At 44.9% G+C, this 22845-nt stretch carries 12 protein-coding genes; 3 read left to right on the plus strand and 9 right to left on the minus strand.

Annotation, left to right across the window (positions count from 1 at the left end; all coding sequences use genetic code 11):
- Positions 1 to 275 precede the first annotated feature (275 nt).
- On the plus strand, positions 276 to 1604 hold the full coding sequence (locus tag R2S67_RS07495; protein ID WP_301578217.1) for a sphingomyelin phosphodiesterase: 1329 nt from the start codon (positions 276 to 278) through the stop codon (positions 1602 to 1604).
- Positions 1601 to 2557, plus strand: a complete 957-nt coding sequence (locus R2S67_RS07500; protein ID WP_317343020.1) for an ATP-dependent dsDNA exonuclease — start codon at positions 1601 to 1603, stop codon at positions 2555 to 2557. Before R2S67_RS07495 ends, R2S67_RS07500 begins: the two co-directional genes overlap by 4 nt.
- 85 nt (positions 2558 to 2642) lie before the next feature.
- On the opposite strand, the gene trpS is transcribed toward R2S67_RS07500, so the two are convergent.
- The gene (trpS, locus tag R2S67_RS07505) at positions 2643 to 3665 is read right to left on the minus strand and encodes a tryptophan--tRNA ligase (RefSeq protein ID WP_317343021.1); all 1023 of its coding nucleotides are present in this window, start codon (positions 3663 to 3665) and stop codon (positions 2643 to 2645) included.
- A gap of 600 nt (positions 3666 to 4265) precedes the next feature.
- Here trpS and R2S67_RS07510 point away from each other — a divergent pair.
- Positions 4266 to 5222 carry an AEC family transporter gene (locus R2S67_RS07510; protein WP_301578214.1) on the plus strand — a complete coding sequence of 319 codons (957 nt, stop codon included), beginning with the start codon at positions 4266 to 4268 and terminating at the stop codon, positions 5220 to 5222.
- Positions 5223 to 5268: 46 nt separating this feature from the next.
- Here R2S67_RS07510 and R2S67_RS07515 read toward each other — a convergent pair whose 3' ends face one another.
- The 8 genes from R2S67_RS07515 to dpdJ form a co-directional block, all read right to left on the minus strand.
- Positions 5269 to 5724, minus strand: coding sequence for a MarR family winged helix-turn-helix transcriptional regulator (locus tag R2S67_RS07515; RefSeq protein WP_012841967.1), 456 nt, complete (start codon positions 5722 to 5724; stop codon positions 5269 to 5271).
- Positions 5725 to 5915: 191 nt separating this feature from the next.
- Positions 5916 to 9077 carry an efflux RND transporter permease subunit gene (locus R2S67_RS07520; protein ID WP_046874752.1) on the minus strand — a complete coding sequence of 1054 codons (3162 nt, stop codon included), beginning with the start codon at positions 9075 to 9077 and terminating at the stop codon, positions 5916 to 5918.
- Between the two features lie 2 nt (positions 9078 to 9079).
- The gene (locus tag R2S67_RS07525; protein WP_317343022.1) at positions 9080 to 10219 is read right to left on the minus strand and encodes an efflux RND transporter periplasmic adaptor subunit; all 1140 of its coding nucleotides are present in this window, start codon (positions 10217 to 10219) and stop codon (positions 9080 to 9082) included.
- Between the two features lie 462 nt (positions 10220 to 10681).
- Positions 10682 to 12319: a methyl-accepting chemotaxis protein gene (locus tag R2S67_RS07530; RefSeq protein ID WP_104971483.1), complete on the minus strand. Its 1638-nt coding sequence runs from the start codon at positions 12317 to 12319 to the stop codon at positions 10682 to 10684.
- 807 nt (positions 12320 to 13126) lie between these two features.
- The gene (locus R2S67_RS07535) at positions 13127 to 14056 is read right to left on the minus strand and encodes an integrase domain-containing protein (protein ID WP_317343023.1); all 930 of its coding nucleotides are present in this window, start codon (positions 14054 to 14056) and stop codon (positions 13127 to 13129) included.
- A 1418-nt stretch (positions 14057 to 15474) separates the two neighbouring features.
- Positions 15475 to 17787, minus strand: a complete 2313-nt coding sequence (dpdD, locus tag R2S67_RS07540; protein WP_317343024.1) for a protein DpdD — start codon at positions 17785 to 17787, stop codon at positions 15475 to 15477.
- Positions 17787 to 18335, minus strand: a complete 549-nt coding sequence (gene dpdK, locus R2S67_RS07545) for a phospholipase D-like domain-containing protein DpdK (protein WP_053049317.1) — start codon at positions 18333 to 18335, stop codon at positions 17787 to 17789. The genes dpdD and dpdK overlap by 1 nt, the downstream gene beginning before the upstream one ends.
- Positions 18332 to 22840, minus strand: a complete 4509-nt coding sequence (dpdJ, locus tag R2S67_RS07550) for a protein DpdJ (protein ID WP_317343025.1) — start codon at positions 22838 to 22840, stop codon at positions 18332 to 18334. The genes dpdK and dpdJ overlap by 4 nt, the downstream gene beginning before the upstream one ends.
- Positions 22841 to 22845: the final 5 nt, after the last annotated feature.

Consider the following 22845-nt stretch of genomic DNA (forward strand, 5'->3'; position numbering starts at 1 on the left):
TTTAAGTTCTAGCCATGTGGCTGGATGAATGACGCCGCACAACTTATAGAGCGAAGATGACAACTTGATTGCAGTGAGTACGATTCGTTAACCATCGCTATTATTTACAGCCGCTTAAGCAGCCAGTAACTCTCTACCCCGACTCCGCACCATTGAATAAAGATCACATTCTGATAACAATTTTCAGTACTGGCTTCGATGTCATCCATATTTAACGTGCAAGTAATATTTATAAACAAGAATGATTGCTCTAGTTCAAATGATGGAAAAATAAGATGAAATTATCGCAGTGGGGTCTTTTATTAAGTGGCTTGGTGGCATTGCCAAGCATTGCAGATACAGATGTTTATCTAACCAATAACTCTGATCAGCCTTTAACTATTCAAGTAAAGCACGAAGGCAGTGATTTACTTCAATACGGAGAAGAGTGGCAGCAACATGTACAAGTACTTGGTCCGTGGGAAACCAAACCTGTATTGAGCTTCAATCGTTGGGAAGGCGTGAAATCAAACCAAACTTACCGTTTTGAAACTGTGGTTTCTAGCCCTAAAGGTGAAAGCATAACACTCAATCAGGTCATGGAAGGTCATTGGTATAATTCAACCATTGAATATGGCTTATCGGCGGCCGATGTCGATTTATCTCTTAAAGATGATCGTAATATTCATCGTGCCAACACTAACGCTTTTGGCATCCGAGAAACCGAACTGGCATTTAAGTCAGACAGTACCGCTCGATACGACGATCTTTATTACACGATCACGCCAAGCAAAGTAAATGAATCTGTCGATAACGAAGAACAAAACCTTAAGTTGATGACATACAACATCTGGGCTCTTACGGCTATTGCCTCGCACATCGGTGATCGTTACGAACTGATTCCTCAACACGTCAAAGGTTATGATGTATTAGCGCTGCAAGAAGTGTTTGCAAGCGGTCGTGAAGCATTCCTACGTGAGTTAGCTAAGGAATATCCGTACCAAACTAAAATGTTAGATAAAGAAGGCGTTAATATTCATGATGGTGGGGTGATCATTGTCAGTCGCTATCCTATCGTGAATGAAGCGCAATATGTCTTCCCCGACTGCTCTGGCACAGACTGCTTTGCCGACAAAGGCGTGAATTATGCGGAAATTATTAAAGGTGGTCAGGCTTACCATGTATTTGCTACCCATACCGCATCTTTCGATACAGACACCGCTCGCGAGTATCGTCAGCGCCAGTTCAAACAAATCCGCGCACTCGCTAAATCTCTCAACATTCCTTCAAGCGAAACTGTGGTATACAGCGGCGACTTTAACGTAAACAAAAGAAAGTTCCCTGGTGACTACCAACAAATGATCGCTAACTTAAGCGCCATCGAACCTCAGTATTCTGGATACACGGAGTCAACCTTTGATCCCCGCATCAATAACTTCGCAGGTGAAGCGTTATCAGGCGGCGAAAACGTGGAATACCTTGACTATGTTATGGTGAGTAGTGAATACGGGGTGAAATCATTCAATGACAACCGTGTAGACGTGCCGCGTACAACCGCAGAGAGTTTATGGAAACACTACAATCTTTCTGACCATTTCCCAGTTAGCGCAACAATCAAGCCATGAAGAAAATCGCGTTGATAATCATGTCCGCCATTATGGCGGGCATGATGTTTTTAACTTTCAGTCAAGATGGGCAGCAAGAAGCGGCCGTGTCCGCTTCTGCTCCAAAGGCAAAAAATAAGAACGGCCCTAGTACATCACTAAAAACAAGCAATATCGCTCCCAGTGCAGATGCTTCACCACAGACCGCAGAGCTCCCTTCTGCGACTCAAATAACGACTGAGAGACTAACTCTGCTCAAAGGGAGAGAACTCGTCGCAGAGCTTGAGTCATTTTGGCATGAGTGCATGTCGAACCGCGACTGTGAGGAACAGTTAGCCTTGCTCGAGCCTTATTTATCTTCAGCACGATTTCAACTTTTGGCGAGCTACCATCAACTCAACAGTCAATGGCAAGAAAGTGTGGGTAATTTGTTGTTTGATGAGCAACAACCACTAGCCTCACGTATTGCACAACTGAAAGCCGAGGCGAGAGGCATTTGGGGAGAGTTGGCTGATGTTATTTTCGCGGATGAGTTCGCCCTATACGATTTCAATTTAGAGGCCCAACAGCTCAACACGCAAAGTCCAGAAAGCTTTTTGCAAGCTTTCGAGCAACTCATCATAGACTGGCAAGAAAATGCAGAGGCTATCGGGCTTACAAACGACCAAGCAAAATATGAGCGTGCAGTCGCCCTGATACCCAATAGCATGAGCTTTCCAGATCGCCAAACTATCATCGCTGAGCTGCAAAGAACTTACTTAACGAAGGACGAAAGCGAAGAGATTCACGCTCGTCAGCAACAAATTACCGAGCAAAAAGAGCAAGCCAGAGATTACCAACAAGCATTGCAACAACTTGAGTCCAGACTCAGAAAAGAAAGAACCACAAGCCATTCGAATTTGTCAGAACCGGAATGGCAAAGCTATTACCAACAAGAAGTAGCGGATTTTCGTCGCGAATTTTTTTCTTCTTAACAATCAGCTTTGACTGACTGGGAGCTAAAAAAAGGCACGTTGCTAATAAGCCGTCGTGCCTTATGTTCAACTCTCTACTTTTAATTCAGAACAAATTCAAACCAAATACATCTTTCACATCAAATAGCACTTGTTCAGTTTTCTCACGAGAACGCTGACTACCTTGTTTTAAAATATCAATCAGCTGTGCTTTATCATTCAAATACATAGTGCGCTTTTCTCGAATAGGTCGAAGCATCTCTTGTAGGCATTCTTCTAACACTTTCTTGGTCAAACCATCACCTAACCCACCTCGTCGATAATGCTCTTTTAGCTGTTCGACGTAATCTTTATCAGGGTGAAAGGCATCGAGGTAGGTAAATACAATATTACCTTCGACTTGGCCAGGGTCCTCAATTTTCAGATGATTGGGATCGGTATACATAGATTTCACTGCCACAGAAATCTCCTTTTCAGAAGCTCCTAGGTTGATTGCGTTCCCCATGCTTTTAGACATCTTATTTTTACCGTCGGTACTCGGCAACCGAGGGGCATCACTAAGTAATGGACGGCATTCTCTAAGAACCTCTTTTCCACCCAGGTGGTTTATTTTTCTTACGATTTCATTAGTTTGCTCCAACATCGGCAGTTGGTCATCACCTACCGGAACCAACGTCGCGTGAAACCCCGTAATATCGGCAGCTTGAGAAATTGGATACGTTAAAAAGCCAGCAGGAATAGAGCGTTCAAAGCCTTTACTCTGTATCTCATTTTTAACCGTGGGATTACGCTCTAAACGCGCAATAGAGACAAGATTGCTGTAATACATCGTTAACTCAGCTAACGCTGGTATTTGAGATTGCAACGTGATCGTGGTTTGTGTGGGGTCGATACCAACGGCCAAATAATCCGCAACGACATTGAGAATATTGGAGGATACCTTTGATGGATTGTGGGCGTTATCCGTCAACCCTTGCATGTCTGCGACTAAGATCGTTTGCTCATGCTCCGTTTGCAATTTGACTCGTTGTTGCAATGAACCAATATAGTGCCCGAGGTGTAACGGACCTGTCGCTCGATCGCCGGTCAGGATAATTTCACGCTGTGATGTACTTTGAATGGTGTTCATATTTATCTCCAAGTATTTAATAGATCGCTACTGGAGATAAAAAGATCAAACACTCTTAGCTACCATCCAGCAGCTTAAGAATGTGAGTATTCCGTGCCGCTCTATTTAGAGCGCCACCAAAAGAAGGTTGTTGATGAAGGGCTAACGTGTATTTTCATGTTTTCAAACTAACAGTACATCGAACTGAACTCAATCTGTTTTTGTATTGAATTAGCGTAAGTATTCAAAGAGCCTACAGAAACGATTACATTGGTAAAGACATCGCAATGACTAAAGCCGCACCAAACACCGAACCTGAGACAAATGCACAAAGTACGGTTTTGTTGTGTTTCCTTTTCATCGATGAACTCCTATCCATAACCACAATGACCAACCCTTTTATTTAATACGCATGTGGATGCATCACGATAAGTAGTAAACCAACATATCGCGCATAGAACCAGTACAGCTTTGTTAAACTGGGACCTCGTCCATAACTTGGAATGCAAATGGTTCTGGAACCAACAAAAGAGGAAAATTTCATCACTTTTCTATCCTGTCTCCCAGAGTTTATGGCTTAATAGACAGCAGGAATATTTTTCTTTTGCTGCGGGTACTTACATGGAAGCTGTTCTACATCAGTTGCAATTCTCTTTGTCGATAACCGGCCCTATCTGCTTAATGTTAATACTTGGCGTGGTGTTCAAACGCATTGGACTGATCAACGATAATTTTATCGAAGTGGGCTCTAAACTGGTGTTTCAAGTTACGCTACCTGCGATGTTATTTGTCAGTATTGTGGCTTCAGAACACGATTTTTCAGCGGCAAGTGGCTTTGTCAATTTCGGCGTTATCGCTAGTGTTTCTTTTTTTATTTTCACCTACCTTTCGGTCAAGATTCTGTTCAAAGCATCGCCTGACCAAGGTGTTCTTATCCAAGGTGGGTTCCGAGCAAACACAGGTATTATTGGCATCGCTTACGTTGCCAATGCGTATGGTTCTCAAGGTGTGGCGTTAGCAGCGCTTTATGTCGCGGTCACCACGTTTCTTTATAACGTCCAAGCGGTTATTTGCTTATCTCCCAAGGGCGCAACTTCTGTCCCACAAGCCGCAAAAATGATGGGCCGAACACTGACGAGGAATCCACTGATAATCTCAATCGTCCTAGGGATGGCTTTTTATTTACTCGCTATTCCAGTACCGAACGTTGTTATTGATGCAGGGAACTACTTGTCCAAAATGACACTGCCTTTAGCGCTGTTGTGTACGGGTGGCTCACTCGATTTTAGCTTGATGAGAAAAGAGAAAGGTCCATCTTGGTTTGCAAGCAGTTACAAGCTCATCGTGGCACCCGTAATGATCACTATTGGTGCTTACTTAGTAGGTTTTCGAGGAATTGAGTTAGGTATTCTTTTCTTTATGAACGCTTCCCCAGTGGCAGCGGCCAGTTATGTCATGGCACGTTCGATGGGAGGCAATGCCACATTAGCCGCAAATATCATCGCACTCACTACGGTGCTTTCTACCGTCACGTGTACTTTGGGCATTCTATTTCTTAAGTTTTACGACTTAATATAATTGATCACCGATAAAGTAAAGGCGCGTTAGATAGCATTAAGATAAGCTACTGGTCGTGATTTGCAAAAGTGAGCTTTCTTACCAAACGAAAAAACTCACTCGCTTCTGATTCAGACAAACAAGCAAAAAATTCTTTCTGTAAGTTCGTCATGATTTGATGCACTTGCTTTAAAGCGTTTGCCCCCTCTTTTGTCATGCTGAGCATTTTGAGACGCTGATTCGATTTACTTTTAGAAACTTGAACAAACCCTCGCTTTTCCAAATTATCCACCATTCGCTTTGCTACACTTCGCTCAGTTCGAACCGCGTCAGCCAACGCTTGCTGACTCATGGGTTGAAACTCTTCCAAAGCGGCCAGTGCACTTGCCATCTCGAGTGTCATTAAATTTTGCCGAGAGAGCTCAGCTTGAGCACGGTTGCGATACATTCGCTGCATCACACCGCAGACAAACATAGGGCTTTGATCCAAAACGGAAATTGGGGAGATTTTCTGATCTTTCATCGTCGTTTGTTCTTCTTTAGGCTTTCATTCGGTCGGAGGAGTAAGCAGATTCTGCATAAGGCAAAACGCTCCCCCTTCAAGTTTGCGTCAAAGACGGTAACCACCAAGTGAAAACATAAAATAAAGAGCGCCGAAGCGCCCTTTTATCGTGTTTATTATCACCAGTATAACTCAGTTACAGCAGCCAAGTCTTACTCGCTTTGCTGAGCCGGTTTAGGATTAGTCTCTGACAGCTCTGCCTCCGATTCTTTTCTCGCACGTCGATCAAACAATCGCTCAACCACCACAAAGAAGATTGGCACAAAGAATATACCTAAGATCGTCGCACTGATCATGCCACCAAGTACACCAGTACCTACCGCATTTTGACCTGCTGAGCCCACGCCAGAGCTGATAGCAAGCGGTACTACACCTAGACCAAAGGCAAGCGATGTCATAATAATAGGGCGCAGACGAACACGAACGGCATGCAGGGTAGCTTCGATAAGGCCAGCGCCTTTCTCGTAGTAATCTTTCGCAAACTCAACAATCAGAATGGCGTTTTTAGTTGCCAAGCCGACCGTCGTTAATAAGCTCACCTGGAAGAATACATCGTTGTCCATACTTCGCGTCATTACCGCGAGCACAGCACCAAGCACACCAAGAGGCACAACTAACACCACGGCGAAAGGTACTGACCAACTTTCATACAAAGCGGCGAGAACTAAGAATACGACGAGGATAGACAGCGCATATAACATTGGCGCTTGGTTTCCGGAAAGGCGCTCTTCATACGAAATACCATTCCAGTTCACCGTAAAGCCTTCTGGTAATTTTTCTACCATTGCTTCAATTTCTGCCATGGCTTCACCAGTACTGACGCCAGGAGCTGCGCCGCCTTGGATATTCATCGCTGGCAAACCATCAAAACGCTGCAAAAGAGGTGAACCATACGTCCACTCTCCGCTCGCAAAGGCAGAGAAAGGCACCATCTCACCTTTTGAGTTGCGCACGTACCACGAATCGAAGTCTTTTGGCTGCATACGGTATTCCGCATCACTTTGCATCATGACTTTTTTCACTCGACCGCGATCAATATAGTCGTTAATGTACGCTCCACCCCATGCCGCTGACAGGATTTGGTTGACGTCATTAATGCTAACATCCAGAGCACGCAGTTTAACGTGGTCAATGTTCACTTTGTACATTGGCGCATCTGCTTGGCCGTTCGGACGAACACCGACAAGTTTCGGGTTTTGTGCAGCCATGCCAAGCAGTTGACCTTGCGCAGCGACTAATGCGTCGTGACCTTTGTTCAACGAATCTTGAAGATAGAAATCAAAGCCTGTCGAGTTACCCAATTCTTGAATCGCAGGAGGTGCAAATGCAAACACCAGTGCTTCTTTAATGGTTGAGAAGTACCCCATCGCTCGACCCGTAATGGAAGCTGCATCAGCACCCGGCGCTTCACGCTCTGACCAATCTTTCAGACCGATAAAGGCCATCCCCATGTTTTGGCCTTGACCTGCAAAACTAAAGCCCGCAACGGAGAAGACGGATTTCACGTTGTCTTTCTCATCCACAAGGTAAAAGTCGCGCATTTTCTCAAGTGTTTTTTCCGTCTGCTCTTGCGTTGAGTTAGGCGGCAAAATAGCCATTGAGAATACTGTGCCTTGGTCTTCATCCGGCAAGAATGACGTCGGAAGGTTCATAAATAGCCAGCCCGCACCTGCACTCATTGCCAAGAATACAACCAACATACGACCTGTACGCTTTAGGAGTTTAGCAACGCCGGTTTCATAGCCAGCTGTCATCGCATCAAACTTGCGGTTAAACCAGCCAAAGAAGCCTTTCTTTTCTAGAAGCTCAGCATCGCCTTTTTTCAGTAATGTTGCACATAATGCTGGAGTCAGAATTATCGCTACCAAAACTGAAAGTGTCATCGCCGCCACAATGGTTATCGAGAACTGACGGTAAATAACCCCTGTAGAACCAGACATAAACGCCATAGGAACGAATACCGCAGAAAGCGTCAGACCTACACCAATCAGAGCACCAGTGATCTGCCCCATCGATTTTTTGGTCGCTTCTTTGGGCTCTAACCCATCCTCATGCATCACACGCTCGACGTTTTCCACCACAACGATGGCATCGTCCACCAGCAAACCGATAGCCAGAACCATCGCGAACATGGTTAACGTGTTTACGCTAAATCCAGTCGCGTACAAAATAGCGAAGGTGCCGAGCAGTACGACAGGCACTGCGATCGTTGGAATGATCGTCGCACGGAAGTTCTGCAAGAACAGGTACATGATTAAGAACACAAGAAGAATGGCTTCTAATAGCGTTTTAACCACTTCTTGAATCGAGGCTTTGACGAATGGCGTAGTTTCAAATGGGTAAGCAATCTGCAACCCTTCTGGGAACGTTGCACTCAGTTGGTCTAAACGCTCTTTTACCGCATTAGCTGTCTCAAGCGCGTTTGCGCCAGTACCTAATGAAATACCTAACCCCGATGCTGGGAAGCCATTATATTGACCTCGAATATCGTAACTTTCTGCACCACGTTCAACACGAGCCACATCTTTCAAATAAACATTCGAACCACTGGCGTCAGACTTAAGAATGATGTCTTGGAACTCTTCTACACTGCTCAAACGACTTGCAGACGAAATCGTTGCATTCAACAGCTGACCTTCCTGCGCAGGTGCTGCACCAAGTTGACCTGAAGAAACTTGCGCGTTCTGTTCACTGATAGCATTTGCTACATCGATTGCGGTCAAGTTGAACTGCGTAAGCTTAAATGGGTCCAGCCAGACTCGCATCGCATACTGCGCACCAAACGCCTGCACTTGTCCTACGCCAGTTACACGACTTATCGGGTCTTGAATATTCGTTACAACAAAGTCGCCGATATCGTTTTCTGTAAAGTCAGGATCTTCAGAATAAACTGCCACCACCATGAGAAACGCCGTGTTGGATTTATTCACGACGATACCTTGGTTTTGTACTTCCATCGGCAATGATGTCAATGCCAATTGCAGCTTGTTCTGCACCTGTACTTGCGCGATATCAGGATCAGCTTCGCTATCAAACGTCAGGGTAATTGTCGCATTACCGAATGCATCACTGCTCGATGATAGGTAGCGAAGATAATCTAATCCCGTCATATTTTGCTCGATAACCTGCGTTACCGAGTCTTCAACGGTTTTCGCTGATGCACCTGGATAACGAGCACTGATGGTGATCGTTGTCGGTGAAATCGTTGGGTATTGCGAGACGGGTAAATTGAATAATGACATTACCCCCGCCAACATCGTTAGAATTGCGAGAACCCAAGCAAATACCGGACGATCGATAAAAAATCGTGCCATGATTACTCCTGTTCACCGTTTTGGATAGTTACTGGGCTGCCTGGACCTACCTTTTGTAACCCAGCAGTAATGACTTTATCGCCCGCGTTTAAACCATCAATAATACGCCATTGATTATTGATCGCTTCGGCTGTCTTCACTGGTCTCGCTTCCACTTTGTTCTCACCATTCACCATCATCACTGTCGCTTTGCCTGTCGCATCGCGAGAAACGGTATTTTGTGGTATCAGAATCGCGTCAGGGTCAACACCAGTAATGACCGTCGCACGAACAAACATTCCTGGTAGTAACAAACCGTCAGGGTTTGGGAATTCAGCACGAAGCGTCACGCTACCCGTACTTTCGTTCACATTGACCTCGGTAAATTTCATCGTGCCTTTATGTTCGTACGTGCTGCCATCTTCAAGCATCAATGTAACTTGCGCAGAGTCATCTTCTTGCATATGACCTTGGGAAAGAGCCGCTTTTAAACGCAGCAGTTGCGCGGATGATTGCACAATATCAACGTTGATAGGATCAAGCTGCTGAATGGTCGCTAATTTGGCTGCTTGGTTAGCCGTAACCAACGCACCCGCTGTCACACTCGATTTACCGATCACACCGCTAATCGGAGCTTTCACTTGCGTGTAATCTAAATTGATTTTTGCCGTATTGATCTTAGCTTTTGCGACTAGGACCTGTGCTTGCGCTTCCTTGTATGCTGCTTCTGCTTCATCCAAATCTTGTTGGCTGATGGACTTTTTGGTGATCAAGGTTCTGTAACGCTTCACTGTGGCATGGGTCGATTCTGCCGCTGCTTGAGCTCGGATTAATTCCGCTTCAGCGCTCAGCAAATCCGCTTGAAATGATGAATCATCAATTTGATATAGGGACTGTCCTTGTTCAACAAGGCCGCCTTCAACAAAATTTCGTTCTGAAATAATGCCTGTAACTTGCGGACGAACTTCCGCTTCTTTGAATGCACGGCTACGACCTGGCAACTCAACAGTTAACGCTTGGCGAGTTGGCTCCACCGTTAACACTTCAACGTCGGTTGCGGGCGCAGGACCACTACCTTGACTCGATCCTTCTTCGCTAGGTTGACATCCAACCACAAAAAGGCTCGACGCAATCAGCAGAGATAGCGTGGTTTTACGTCTCATGAATTTTTCTCTCTTTTACCTACAAGCCTTCAAGATTCCTTGCTAAAAACTTCTAGAATGACTTAATGATGACTAACGGATGTATATCCAGAACAAATTAATTAGGATGATAATTACCCAGTGTTGTACATACAACAAAATTTACAGTTCTATACGCTTACGAAAAACGTTTATGGTAAAGGTGTAATGAAGTTCTCAAATTTGAAGATTTTGGGTTGGAAATCACACTTTCCTGTGAGCAATTGCAATGGTTAAAAAGCAGCAAAAGTGATGATAAAAGCATCATCACGCTGTACAGAGTTTGTCACCGCTGTCTAGGATTATTTACCCCTCTGGTATACAAAGTTAAGTAAAAGAGGAATGTAAATATAGTCGAGCCTTCACAAATCAGGTTCGACCCTTATCTAAAAAATAACCCGCTTCTTAGCGGGTTATTTCGTCAGTGAGACTGCAGTTCTCAGCTTATACTTTGAACTGACTAACCTGATGATCTAAGCGCTGGGTTTGCTCTGATAACATGGCTAAAGATGCTTGCGCTTGGTTGACGATTTCCACAATAGATGTACTGCTATCTGCAATGCCTTGTACGTTGCTATTTACTTCGTCACTTACCGTACTTTGCTGGCTTGCAGCCGTTGCAATGTGTGTGTTCATCTCGTTCATACGTGAAATCGCGTTCAAGATTTCAGAAAGGGATTGACTCGCTCTCCCTGCCGATTGAATTGTTTCATCACTGCTATTTTGGCTACCACGCATCACTTCTACGGCTTGTCCCGCACCAGATTGTAGCTTTTCAATCATGGTTTGGATTTCACCCGTGCTCTGTTGTGTGCGACTGGCTAACGAGCGGACCTCATCTGCGACAACAGCAAAGCCTCGCCCTTGCTCTCCTGCACGAGCCGCTTCAATCGCTGCATTAAGCGCCAATAAGTTCGTTTGCTCTGCGATACCACGAATGACATCCAATACAGAAGCAATGTTACTCACATCATGATCCAATGTGTTAATGACGTGGCTTGCACTTTCGATTTCACTTGCGAGGCTACGAATTGAGCTAACGGTTTGATCCAAAATAACATTGGTATTGGTAAGTTCATCATTCGCTGTTTGGCTCGCAACCGCAGCTTCGTTAGCGCTATCGCTGACATTTCTGCTGGTGACTTGCATTTCATGCACTGCCGCCGCTACCGCCTCGCTGTCTTTTTGCTGTGAAACGGTCGAATTCGCGATGGTCGTGGTCAACGAGCTAAGATTTTCCATCTCATTACGCAAGGTATTCGAACTTTCAATTACTTGAGAAACTGTCGCTTGGATTTTAGACACAAACTGATTAAACGCGTTCGCTAAATTGCCAATTTCGTCTTGTGTTTTCACATCGATTCGCTGGCTTAAATCACCTTCACCAGAAGCAATTTCTGTCATCGCATTTTTGATATCGTTGATAGGCTTCACGACGGTTTGCAACAACAAAAACGCCATCGCAATAGCGGCCAGAATAACAATCACAATGCCCGCTTCAAGAATTAACTCTGCTCGTGTTGCGGCTGCTGAGATTTCATCTTTCAATAGGCTTTGTTTTTCTTCTATCGCATCTTTCACAACATTAAGTTGCGCTCTTACCTCGATAAACTGATTTTCAAAGGTGTGTTTGTGTTCGTTGTAGTAACCAAGCCATTGTGATTGAGGTAAACGCAACATCGCTTCATAACTCGCCAACCATTTTTCACCTAGGGAGACAAGCTTTCTCACTTCATTACCGTGTGAAGAAGACATCACGCCAGCTTGCGATAGCTCAATCATTTTCTCCATACGTGGCAGTGCTTTGTATGCGTTGTCTTTGTATTCACCGATGTGGTGGTCAATATCGGTTTGAGTATCAGAAAGAGCAACACCTTGGATTGCAGATGTAGCTTGGTAAAGATCGCGGTAAGCATCCTCAATCGTTAATAAGTTCGGCACTATCTGTTCGTTAAGTGTTTCACTCAACTCAGATTGTTTCCAACTTGTCATAACGTTTAATACAGAGCTCACAATAAACAATCCAATAATCAGTGACAGCGGAATCACTATCTTCTGCTTGATCGTTAAGTTCTGGAACATGAATAGACTCTCTTTAATTATGGTATACAAACTGCCAGAAATTATATCAAACAAATAGAGTATCCCATTAGGTAAAAGACTCTATTAAACATGATATCTGATGACTTTTTGACAAGCGTTCTAATTTCAACAATTAATTGATTTTGTGGAAAATTTAATAAGGAACGCTCATCACAACATGCGAATAAAAACGCACTACCTGTACGGAAAATGTGTAACAAAAGATGAATAAAAAGGAGGCTTTTTTGAAGGGCTTGCCGACTCAATGAGTAATTGAGAATCAATACGATATACAGCTCTGGGATTGAACTTGTCGCGTAATACGAAAAAGCCCCAGCATTTCTGCTAGGGCTCAAATGTGGCGGTGAGTGAGGACTACAAACAAAATATTTAAACAACTGATTTAAAACAAAAAATATCATTAATTAGATCTTTTATACATTAATTTATACGTTTTTGATTTTTGTTATTTAGATCTCATTTCATCGGATTTTTTCGGTGATTTAATGCTTCTTTTCTTGGGGATCGGCACTCTTACCTTCAAATCTGTATGCTCAAAAAACCATTTCAAAATTGCGTACTTTTCTTGACGAACTTGCTCGCTGTCTCCTCTACTTCGCTCCCAATACCCGATAATTTGTCGTCGACCTACTCGATTTAGTTGCTCTGCGACATAGGGCTCATGGCGAAAAATGTCATCARATATCATCAACAAGCGCTTAACCTGCTTCGCTCTGTATGGGATCCCTCGCTTTTAGTACGGAGCCATTACAGACAAGATTTGGCGTTGAGTATGCTTATTCATTTTTACCCCAAATAGCTGTTAGTGATACTGACTCGGTGATGCCCTAATAACTTAGAAATCTTAAAACGAACAAGTTGATCGCGCTGTTTAGCCTCACTCTCAGTGATATTGAGTACTTGAGCGATGTATTGGTGATGGGCTTTACCATGAGCAATGCTAGCTTGAACCGGACAAGGTACATTCATTGCGTTAAAATACGTTTTGCAAGCCCAATACTTTCGCTCGCCATGGCTGGCATACTTTGCATCGACCAGCTTAGTTTGACGCCACGCATAGCTTTGAAAGGCCTTTAACGACAAATGAGAAGGAACGAGAGAATCGTGATCCAAAGAATGTTGGAACTCTGCAACCCGCAGTAGCAATTGATAGCTTTCATCAGTAATATCTGCCAAAGGTCTCGGCTGCCCTCCTTTAGTACCTCTCACCAACATAGGAGCTGAGCCTTGATGTAATGCTTCGAGTACCTTTGTCGCATCAAGTAGCGCAGCTTCTCTAAACCTCAAGCCAAAAAGTCTCTGCAATTGCATCACAAAACCAACCTCCAGAGTCACATTAGCAAGCACTTTGGCATGAAGCTCTTCACTTACAGAGCGATCTTCATTCGCAATCCCAGATTTAGGAGTAAAGCACAAGTCGCGCGTTGCATTAATCACACACTTTTCATCCCCTCTCGCTTGTGCGAGGGAGCGGTTTACATGTGATAGATAATCACGAGCCGTTGCAGACGAGAAAACGTCTTCTTGTACATTGTCTTTTAAAAACTCTCCAAAGGACTGAACATGTCGTTTTTCAACCTCGTTGAGACGTTTGATGCTTGTTGTACTTTTGATGAAGTCTATGAAATGTTTGATTGCGGGCAACCTTGCCCTGTGGGTATTAGTAACTATGCCTCCTTGATTTTCAAAACTGGCATTGACCAATGCTTTTGCCATGTCCCTCGAACCCAAGTTGAAGTTTGGCTTAGAGAAGTCTCTCGGGGTGTTAGTTAAATGCCCAATATAGCTCTTTTTTTGCATTTTTTACTCCTCTTTAATGAGAAGTAAGCTCAGCATTGTAGATAAACAGCGGGTGATGTTTTTATCCTGAAGGAGAATAAACGCGGTAAACATTGCTTGGGTTAGCACCCGATCAAGTCCAATTAGAAAACATGTTCAGAGAGTAGAAATATAGCGCATATGCTCAGCCATGGGCCGTTTCGATAATGATGACGTCGATGGGTTTCGGTGTTCCCTCATAATGAGGTCAATGGGCTTGTTGCATCCTCGTTCTAACTAGTGGCACAGTCGACAGCTGAGTTTGGCTTATTGCATCCTCCACTAGTGGCTATATTTTCTCATTCTCTTCACACTATGTATTGAGTTGGCAGTTAGGATAGTAGCGCCCAAATAATCTTGCCTACTATCGTTCTCAATCACCAAATAGTGCGTGAACTTCTCAACACTTCTGCCAAGCAAGTTCGGTACCTCTTACCACACCAAGGATGTGGCGATGTTTCGTTCTTCGTCTAATTTCTCTAATTAAATTAGACGAAGCAAGTATCCTGGATTTAGTAACTGCGAATCATCTAAACACTCTATTTTCTTGGGCTCTTGGCAAGCACTTTGTGAGCCTCACTTTGAGTTAGGAATCCTTGAAGCCAATGTGAAAAATGTACAGTTTTCATATGTTCCTCCTTATATGCGTATATGCGATAGATTTAAACGACAATGCGTTCGTCATAAGAGTACTCACAAGTTAACTAGAGAAAAAATGTCGGTTCAAAAATAGATCTTCCCCCATAAAACCCTAACTACATGCGTCCAACTTGTGTCAGCCACAAGTCTTATCGTTATGACATTTATTTTCGCTAAGAATTGAAATCTTTTGAGGTTTTGGGGCTTGTGAGACTGAAGGTTTCGGTAAGCTTTGGATAAATCAAAGCCGCGTAAGGAGCAAACATGAGCACACAAAAACCAAGAAAACATAAGAGCATGGCAATTGTCTTTATTGAATGTATTGGGCTCACAGCCAAGGTGACGTTTAAAATTTTGTTTTTCTTAGTGGGAGTGTCAGCGTCCGGTGATCGTACGAATGACAAGCAAAGCTATGACCGTGAAAGCCACTTAGGGCTCTGTAGAAATTGCCATATGTATCGCGAATACTGTTCGTGTTCGTACTTTTACAGAGATTAATCCTGACCAAGAAAGCCTTTATGAAATATTACAAGTTACAAACCAGATAGCAATGTGTCGATATTCATCAAGCATAGATATAGAGAGGAGCTTACACATAGCTTCTGGAACAAAAAGAGCCCTCACTARTAYTAGTGAGGGCTCCTATGTGTTCTCAACCAAAAATTTGTGTTACCGACTCAATCGTGTTCTAGTAGGCAGCGTAACATGCTACTACTTCCCTTGCCTTGCGGTTGGAGTAACGGCTTACCTTTTCGTTCAGCCTTTATTGAGTAGTAAGCTTGGTGAGCGGAGCTTAACCAAGCAAATACAAAATAATCAGACTCTCGAGCCAGCACTTTCAGCGTTTCTGTTGCAACCTTATCGCTGTTAACTCGTACGTCTGCGCTTGGGAATAATTCCATTAGCCGGTCTCTTACTCGATGAGCAACTGACTCCGTCAATGTATACAGAGCAATACGCTTTCCATTGAGATCAACCTTAGCGCTATTAGCAATGCCATCTTGCACCTGTGATTGAACTACATCAGGTATTGTTAAAGACATCCCAACCTCACCACAAAGGCGAGTCAGCGCCTGCCATTGCAAGTAAGAGTAACGCGCCGGGCTTTTGGCAAATGAGTTATAAACCGACAAGAACAACTCATCTCGCTCTTCTGGCTTAGGGCAAGGGTTAATGAAAAGCAACTCCAACATATCGAGCCAGATATCAGCCACTGACGCTCCGCTACCACATGCGCCCTGCAGCAAGCCCATAGAGTCTAGAAGGTCACTATATTTACTGGTGCTGAGAGTACCTTGCAAGCATCCTCGAGCAAGATCCGTAGCAAAGATCATATCCTCTTGTGAAGTATTTTGATCAAGTGCTAGCAGTTCAATCAGTGCAATCCATACTGGTTGCCATTGATTAGTTGGTTCATGATTAAATAGCCAAGTCGCAAGTGATGTTAGATGCTCTCGCAACGCCTGTGCGGCACGCTGATCATCACTCCCAGCACAACACTCAATCATGCTTGCGAACCGCTCACAGTTCATCGCATCTGATGGCCAATGCTGCGCGCCATCTTCTGCCAGAGTTCGTGCACCACGCCAGTCAGGTTCAGTAATCAGTTGCGCTAACCAGTCATGCCATGTCGTGATTTCACTGGAATTTGCTTGTAAGTGCGGAGAAATATCAGAATAGAATTTGGCATAAACCGGCTTACTCAATAACTGCTCACGACCCTCAGTATCGAGAGCACTAAGCAAGCTATCAGCTTGCTGTGCAGACTCTGGCGAGACAAGATAAGAAGCGCATTTCAAAGCCACCGCTGCAACATGATGTGCTGAAACGCCATTCCAATTTCCGTCGACTAATTCATCAAGCACAGCTTGCGGATCTTCATCAGCTAACAAGCTAAACTGCTGGAACTCACTCAGAGCAGGCACCGATGTTGATATTGGCGTCGAAGTATTCGACGGTTCGACAATCTTGGGGTCAACCTGGTCAGATTGATAAAACTGGGCAAGTAGTTGCGCAATCCAAAAACGATCGTTATCGGTGTAACACTTAGCACCCTTAGCGAGTTTTTCCGCTCGACGGCGTTTAACGGTTGGATCACTGTTCGAGTCTGACAGTAACCACAGCAATACTGCTTTCACTGCGTTAGGTGAGGTCACTTTTTGCAGTGTGATAAACAGACCGCGATAAGGCTTTAGCAGTGTGGAATCGAACAACTGGCGCTGCCCCGTTAAATCCTGCTGCATTTCCAGACCTAGGAGTTGATAACCATAGACAGCTTCCATCAAGGCTTCTGTTAATACACGAGGTCTAGGTAACTCCATTACAATATGTAGTTTTGGGTGGTTGATGATCTTGTCCCATTTCCCGTCTACCGCAAGACAGCGCAGTTCTAGGAACAGTTCATTCTGATCACCAATACCACCAGCGCGACGCAACTCAGCAAGATGCAGATAGGCATCAGCACCATTCTGGCGATAAAGCGCAAAGTGGATATCACGTAAAATACGACCACGATGCCGCACCAAGTTTAAGCGTCGTGCAGGACGATTCACTAACTGGCTATGTAATCGTTCAAGCGCATCAAACACGTCATTGACACGACCTTCCGTTGCAGTAAAACGAAAAACTCTGAACGAACCTAAGCCTGTGTATGCCTCCATCAATGCCAGTTCTATTGAGTCAGTAGGATCCAAATGATACGGCTGATTAATAAAATCTGTGTAAGAGCAACCGACATGCGCCGTCAATAACTCCCCTAGTTCAACCTGAGCGGATTCATTGTCGGTAAGCGCATACCAGGTCAACTTACCATCCTGTTCTTGTCTAGGAAGAATCACTGGAAAGCGGCCTTCAACAACATGCTCCAACCAAGGCTCAAGCTTTGTTAACCATGCTGGATTCAAGGTACGATTATAGATCTGTGACCACGAGATAGGCGCACTTTCAGGGTAAAAACGCTGAAGAAAATCATGTTTTTGTGGAATGCTCATTATGCGCTCCCCAATACGTTAATATCATCACCATACGCCTGCATAAAATGCAACTCGGCATCAGCAATAGCCTGTTTGCCGATATCGAGGTTGATCTGCTCGTCATTAAACACCACCCCACCTCGAGTCAGGTTCATTGAACCGTGAAGATAAAAACTGCGGCCAAGAATACCTTTGGTATGCAGTTGCTTCTTACGCACGATCTTAAGGCGATCTTTCACCCCGTAATTCTCTACACGATCCTGCAACTGACACAAAAAGCGATCGTTGTGAGTATCGAAATTGGTCACTAAGTTCAAGCGACCACCATTGGCCATCATGCGGGTAAGCAGTTCGGTAATCTGCACCATGCGCTGACCCCAAGCAGGTTCAAGATAATCAAAATTTCCGGTGCGATTATCAAGCAACTCCAAGTCTGTAACCCAGGGTGAAACGAGCCAAAGGGTTTCGCTTGGTTGAATAACCTCAGTGACAAATAAGGAACTCAGCACATCCAAAATTTCGCCCTGACGCGAGGTTCTTGATTTAAAAATGCGTCTTACTGTCACTGGATAGCCTCCACAATTTCTAATTGGATATACAACTCTTGCTGGTCTCGCCGCACTGCTGATATACGTGGATAGAAGAACAAACCATACATATCTACCGGTTTCACCAATAACTCAGCTAATGCGTGGCTGACTTCTTGGTCCGTCGACGCGATAAGTTCACAACGTCCTTGTAGTTCTAGCGTTTGATGGCAGGCTTCAAGCCATTTTTCATCAGCATAAGATACGGTTGCACAGGTTTCTCCCGTGAAGAATTTGACCAACAAACGCTCTGTTGGACCTGCAAAAGCATAAGGGTTGTAATAGGTTAGGTGAGCATCACGCACAGAATAACCGCGCGGCCATAACAGACCATTAATGACATTAAATCGCCAAGTCTGTAAATCCCCCTGAACCTGATTCGCATCTGGCAGGCAATGGTCTAACTGGGTGTTCAAAGAACAGCTAAACGCATAAACACGCTGCGGAACTTCAATTCCTAAGCGCGTCTCCTCCGCACGCCAGTTCGCTTGTAGTTCATACAACATTTCATCTTGCTGCTGACCACTTTTTGGACGCAGTAAACGGGTATTCACCGCAGACATAAAGCTATGACTGGTCATAAAGCCCGTTTGTTGAAGCGTTGCCAATAGTGCATTTTGCGCGTTTAGTTGGCTTTGGTGATCCGACGCTTGGCGCATCGCCTGCATTCTCTGAGTCAATGGTGATTGATCTTTCAACTTTTCAAGCAACTGGAAGATATGGTTGTCCATCACCTCGTAATCACCTGCTCGCAAGTTAAACTCTAGCAATTCAAAGAAACGTTTTGGATTCTCGCTGTAGGCCTGCTGAATACGCTCAATAACGCCACCGCCGCCGACGGTTGTTTCCGATAGCCAGATTTCCATCTCATCTTTACTCAATTGCGCACGACGGGCAGGTCCAGGATCAAGGTCGAGGACGATATCTTGCTCATCAGCATCTTGGCAAAGCTGCAATGCTGTTTGCTGTAGCGCACCGCCTAAGGTATTCTGGAAACAACGTTGAATCCATGACTGCCAAGAATCATCAGGTTGCTCCCACAGCAATTCAGCCCATTTCGCTAACTTGGTGATTACACCAGCACGTCCCAGCAATTCGATAAGGTTTTGCTGTAAGTCTTGCTCGCCACCTTCGATGGCAATACCCGGAAGCGTTTGAAAAATTCGTCTTGGGATTTCATTTAGTTCCACTTGAGCCGTACCATTTAGCAATGCATCCAGCGCTTGTCTAATACTGCACTGACTCAACATAGCCTCACAACAAAGACCTGCAAGCATTGACTCTGCAAGCCACCCACCCAAGAATACATTGTCTGTCAATGTGCCATCATTGCGAACTTCATCGATGAAGCGCGCCGTGCGTAGAGCTGCTAATAACGCTGAGTCTTGTCGCAGCGTCATCATGTCTAGTTCAGGCAACTTCCAGCGGAATGCGACCGCATCTACCCATAATGAGAAGGCAAGACTTGCCGGTTTATCTTGATGAACAAACTCGAAGTTAACCGTAGCACTAGGGGTATCCCCTTGGAACTTCAACTCTGCTTTTGAACCGGTAGTGAGTCGAATAACTTCCACAGGGCAGTGCTTGTGGTGAGTAAAGAAATCAACACCATTTAAAATATTACTCCACGCATTACGCATTGGAGTTTCAGCACTATTCCGCTCTTCTGGCGGGCGAATCTCAGTATGCCAGTTTAAGAAACCTTGAGTGGTATCAAGCAAGCGCCACTCTGGGTTGGGGGCACTAGCCTTAACCTCATACGGTCGGAAACAAGGAATCGTTGCTACACCAGTTGGAGTATCAATTAGACACTCACCCATGGCATCTAGTCGTTCTAACGAGCAATATTCGGTGATTGGGAATGGATAATCACCCGCTACTGGTTGTGTAAAGCTTTCAGGGATCACCCAGTGTTTCTGTATGATATGATCCATTGCAAAGCGCTTACTTACTCGTCCTGGCGCAAAGTCTCTCATTCCTTGAAGAATAGGCATTAACGGCGCACCATCATTCTGATATTGATTTGCTGCGGAGAGGTTAATCTCTAGTTCTGGTAAACATAAATCATTAAACAGCGCTGATGGCACAAACTCTGGCATCGGAGTATCGTCACGGCAGTTGTCTGAGCCCGCTACCCCATTCTTTTCCCAATGGGTGTTTAAACGACGTAACACCGTTGGCAAAAATGACGTCATAATCGCACGAGGTGGTTGCCAAAACAGGGAGTCAAGCAGGCGGTTATGCTCCGGATTAGAAGAGTTCAAGCCTAGCGCATTACTCACAAATTCCACCAATTCACTCGCGCGGGTTCGGTCACCAAGGACTTCTTCTACCTCGACTCGTACCTGCTGTTGACGCTTAGGATTTTTCTGTGGGCACGATAAGTCATTCCACAGACCACCGTAAGATAACGAAGACGCCACTTTTGGTCGCTGAGACAACCAGTCCATCGTCGTAAATGCAGCTTGGATTCTCATAACATAAGAGTTATGAACAGGCAGGCGTCTTGCCTTCAATTCTGGATTGAACAGGTCCTCATAAGACTGAAACGCCATGCGATCACGACCATAATCTGACAACACCACAATTGTCCATGGGCGCATTTTTCGTCGACGTCCCGCACGCCCTTTACGCTGCAAAAACTGCGCATTGTCTCGAGGTGCTTTATGCTGGATCACAGCTCCGACTGTTGGATCATTAAAACCAACCTCCAGCGAGGCTGTCGCGACAATCACATCGGCTTCTTGGTCGACCCCTGCATCTTGAGATGAGGTGCGTTTGATGTTGGCACGATCAACTGTATCTAAGCTATGGCCAATCTGATTGACTAACTTCCAGTTTTGCCCAAACTCAAACTGTTCATCATCAGCATTCATCGGTGAGCGTAGCGACGCAAGCGGCATTTTAGTCTGATTAATATTGCCGTTAGAATAACGACCTTCCGCATCAAGCAACTGAAAATAAAGACGGTTGATGACGTCGATGTCGTCAGTAAACACAAAACTACGTGTTCCAAACAACCCTTTGCTTTTCGGGTTCCTACCTTCATCCATAATGCGTTTTGCTAGCATTGACGTCTGGATGGTCGTAGATAACAGGCTCGAACTTGAAGCCGGATCACCACGCAGCGCCAACATATATTCTGCACCTTCTTGCTCCATCTCTGCTTCAGTAGGACTAACCTCCATTACTGAGTGCTCTGGCAATCCAGTTAAGGAAGCAAAGAAACGAGGAGCTTGTTCTAGGGTCGCCGACAGGCCAACGAAATGTGGTGTTGCTTTGGCTAAATGACACCAACGTCTAAGTAGCATCCCAACCTGAGCCCCACCGACACCGCTGTAAGTATGCACCTCATCAAGCAACATCATGGACGGCGCTCTAACTCGCTCACCGATACCGAAGATATGACGGTTATTGGGGTTGCCCATCTGACGATTAAGCATCTCTGTTGAGGTAAACAACAAGTCGGGTGGTGACTTATGCATGCTTTCGCGAGTTAAGCTGATTTCATCAGGCTCAATCGCGCTATTACACATCTCGCAACTTAGGCGCTCAATACCTTGCTCACGCTGTGTATCTAGCCAAACCATGCGACCCGTGCACTTTTCATCAGGACATGGAATGTACTCACAAACCACACCACCAGGTACCTTATTCCATCCTCGACTTTTGGTGGTAATCGACCGTGAATTGGCCGGTGCCATCCCAAAATAAGCGCCGATACGAATTTTTGCTCGTGCTAACTTGCCATCCAATTTACGAACTTGACGCCAAGTTTCGATAAATTGGTCTTTAAGTAGTTCATTTCGTGGGTAGATCGCCAGTGCCTGAACATAACCACCACGACCTGCGACTTTTTCATTGGCAATATGAGTCAGTGCCGGAAGGTAAAACGCCAACGTCTTACCGCTACCGGTGCCCGCACACACAATCGAACCCGACGCCTCTCGGCGGCGAACACCACCTAATACAGTGATGCAAGCACGCTTCTGAAACTCGGCTAAGTCATAGTAACCGTCATCATGATGCAATAAATCTTTTAGTAATTCACTTTCCCCAGTAGTTAGCCCTACATCGCTTTGAAGTGCAGCGATAGCAGTTTCCGTTGACACATTACGTTGCGGATACTTGCGCTTACGGCGCAGGAAGCGATAATCAGACACCAAGGTCGCAGCTTGTTTCCAAGCACCACCGTTGGTGTGTTTCGGGAACATCTGACGCAGAGTGCTGAACAGGCGCACCCCTTCAGCCATGCGAGTACGGTAATGCTCTTCGCCAGAATCAGTATCTGACCAAGAGACCATTAATCCCTTCGCCACCATCTCGTCAATCACATCATAGGCATCTTCATCATCACCAATAATGCCTTCGACAAGTTCAACCAACTCGTCTTCTCCAAAATATCCCTGCGTATTGCCCCACGTTAGTAGGGCAGATTCACGGGTTTCCAGTTCATCGAGAATCGGGACAAAACAGTTTTCCATATCCC

The sequence above is a fragment of the Vibrio sp. T13N genome, from assembly GCF_032970445.1.
Taxonomy (GTDB): Bacteria; Pseudomonadota; Gammaproteobacteria; order Enterobacterales; family Vibrionaceae; genus Vibrio; species Vibrio diabolicus.

Coding starts and splice junctions, on each gene's coding strand:
- R2S67_RS07500 (WP_317343020.1), top strand. CDS start 1,601: ATGAAGAAAATCGCGTTGATAATCATGTCCGCCATTATGGCGGGCATG.
- dpdJ (WP_317343025.1), bottom strand. CDS start 22,840: ATGGAAAACTGTTTTGTCCCGATTCTCGATGAACTGGAAACCCGTGAA.
- R2S67_RS07495 (WP_301578217.1), top strand. CDS start 276: ATGAAATTATCGCAGTGGGGTCTTTTATTAAGTGGCTTGGTGGCATTG.
- R2S67_RS07525 (WP_317343022.1), bottom strand. CDS start 10,219: ATGAGACGTAAAACCACGCTATCTCTGCTGATTGCGTCGAGCCTTTTT.
- R2S67_RS07510 (WP_301578214.1), top strand. CDS start 4,266: ATGGAAGCTGTTCTACATCAGTTGCAATTCTCTTTGTCGATAACCGGC.
- dpdD (WP_317343024.1), bottom strand. CDS start 17,787: ATGAGCATTCCACAAAAACATGATTTTCTTCAGCGTTTTTACCCTGAA.
- R2S67_RS07520 (WP_046874752.1), bottom strand. CDS start 9,077: ATGGCACGATTTTTTATCGATCGTCCGGTATTTGCTTGGGTTCTCGCA.
- R2S67_RS07535 (WP_317343023.1), bottom strand. CDS start 14,056: ATGGCAAAAGCATTGGTCAATGCCAGTTTTGAAAATCAAGGAGGCATA.
- R2S67_RS07515 (WP_012841967.1), bottom strand. CDS start 5,724: ATGAAAGATCAGAAAATCTCCCCAATTTCCGTTTTGGATCAAAGCCCT.
- trpS (WP_317343021.1), bottom strand. CDS start 3,665: ATGAACACCATTCAAAGTACATCACAGCGTGAAATTATCCTGACCGGC.
- R2S67_RS07530 (WP_104971483.1), bottom strand. CDS start 12,319: ATGTTCCAGAACTTAACGATCAAGCAGAAGATAGTGATTCCGCTGTCA.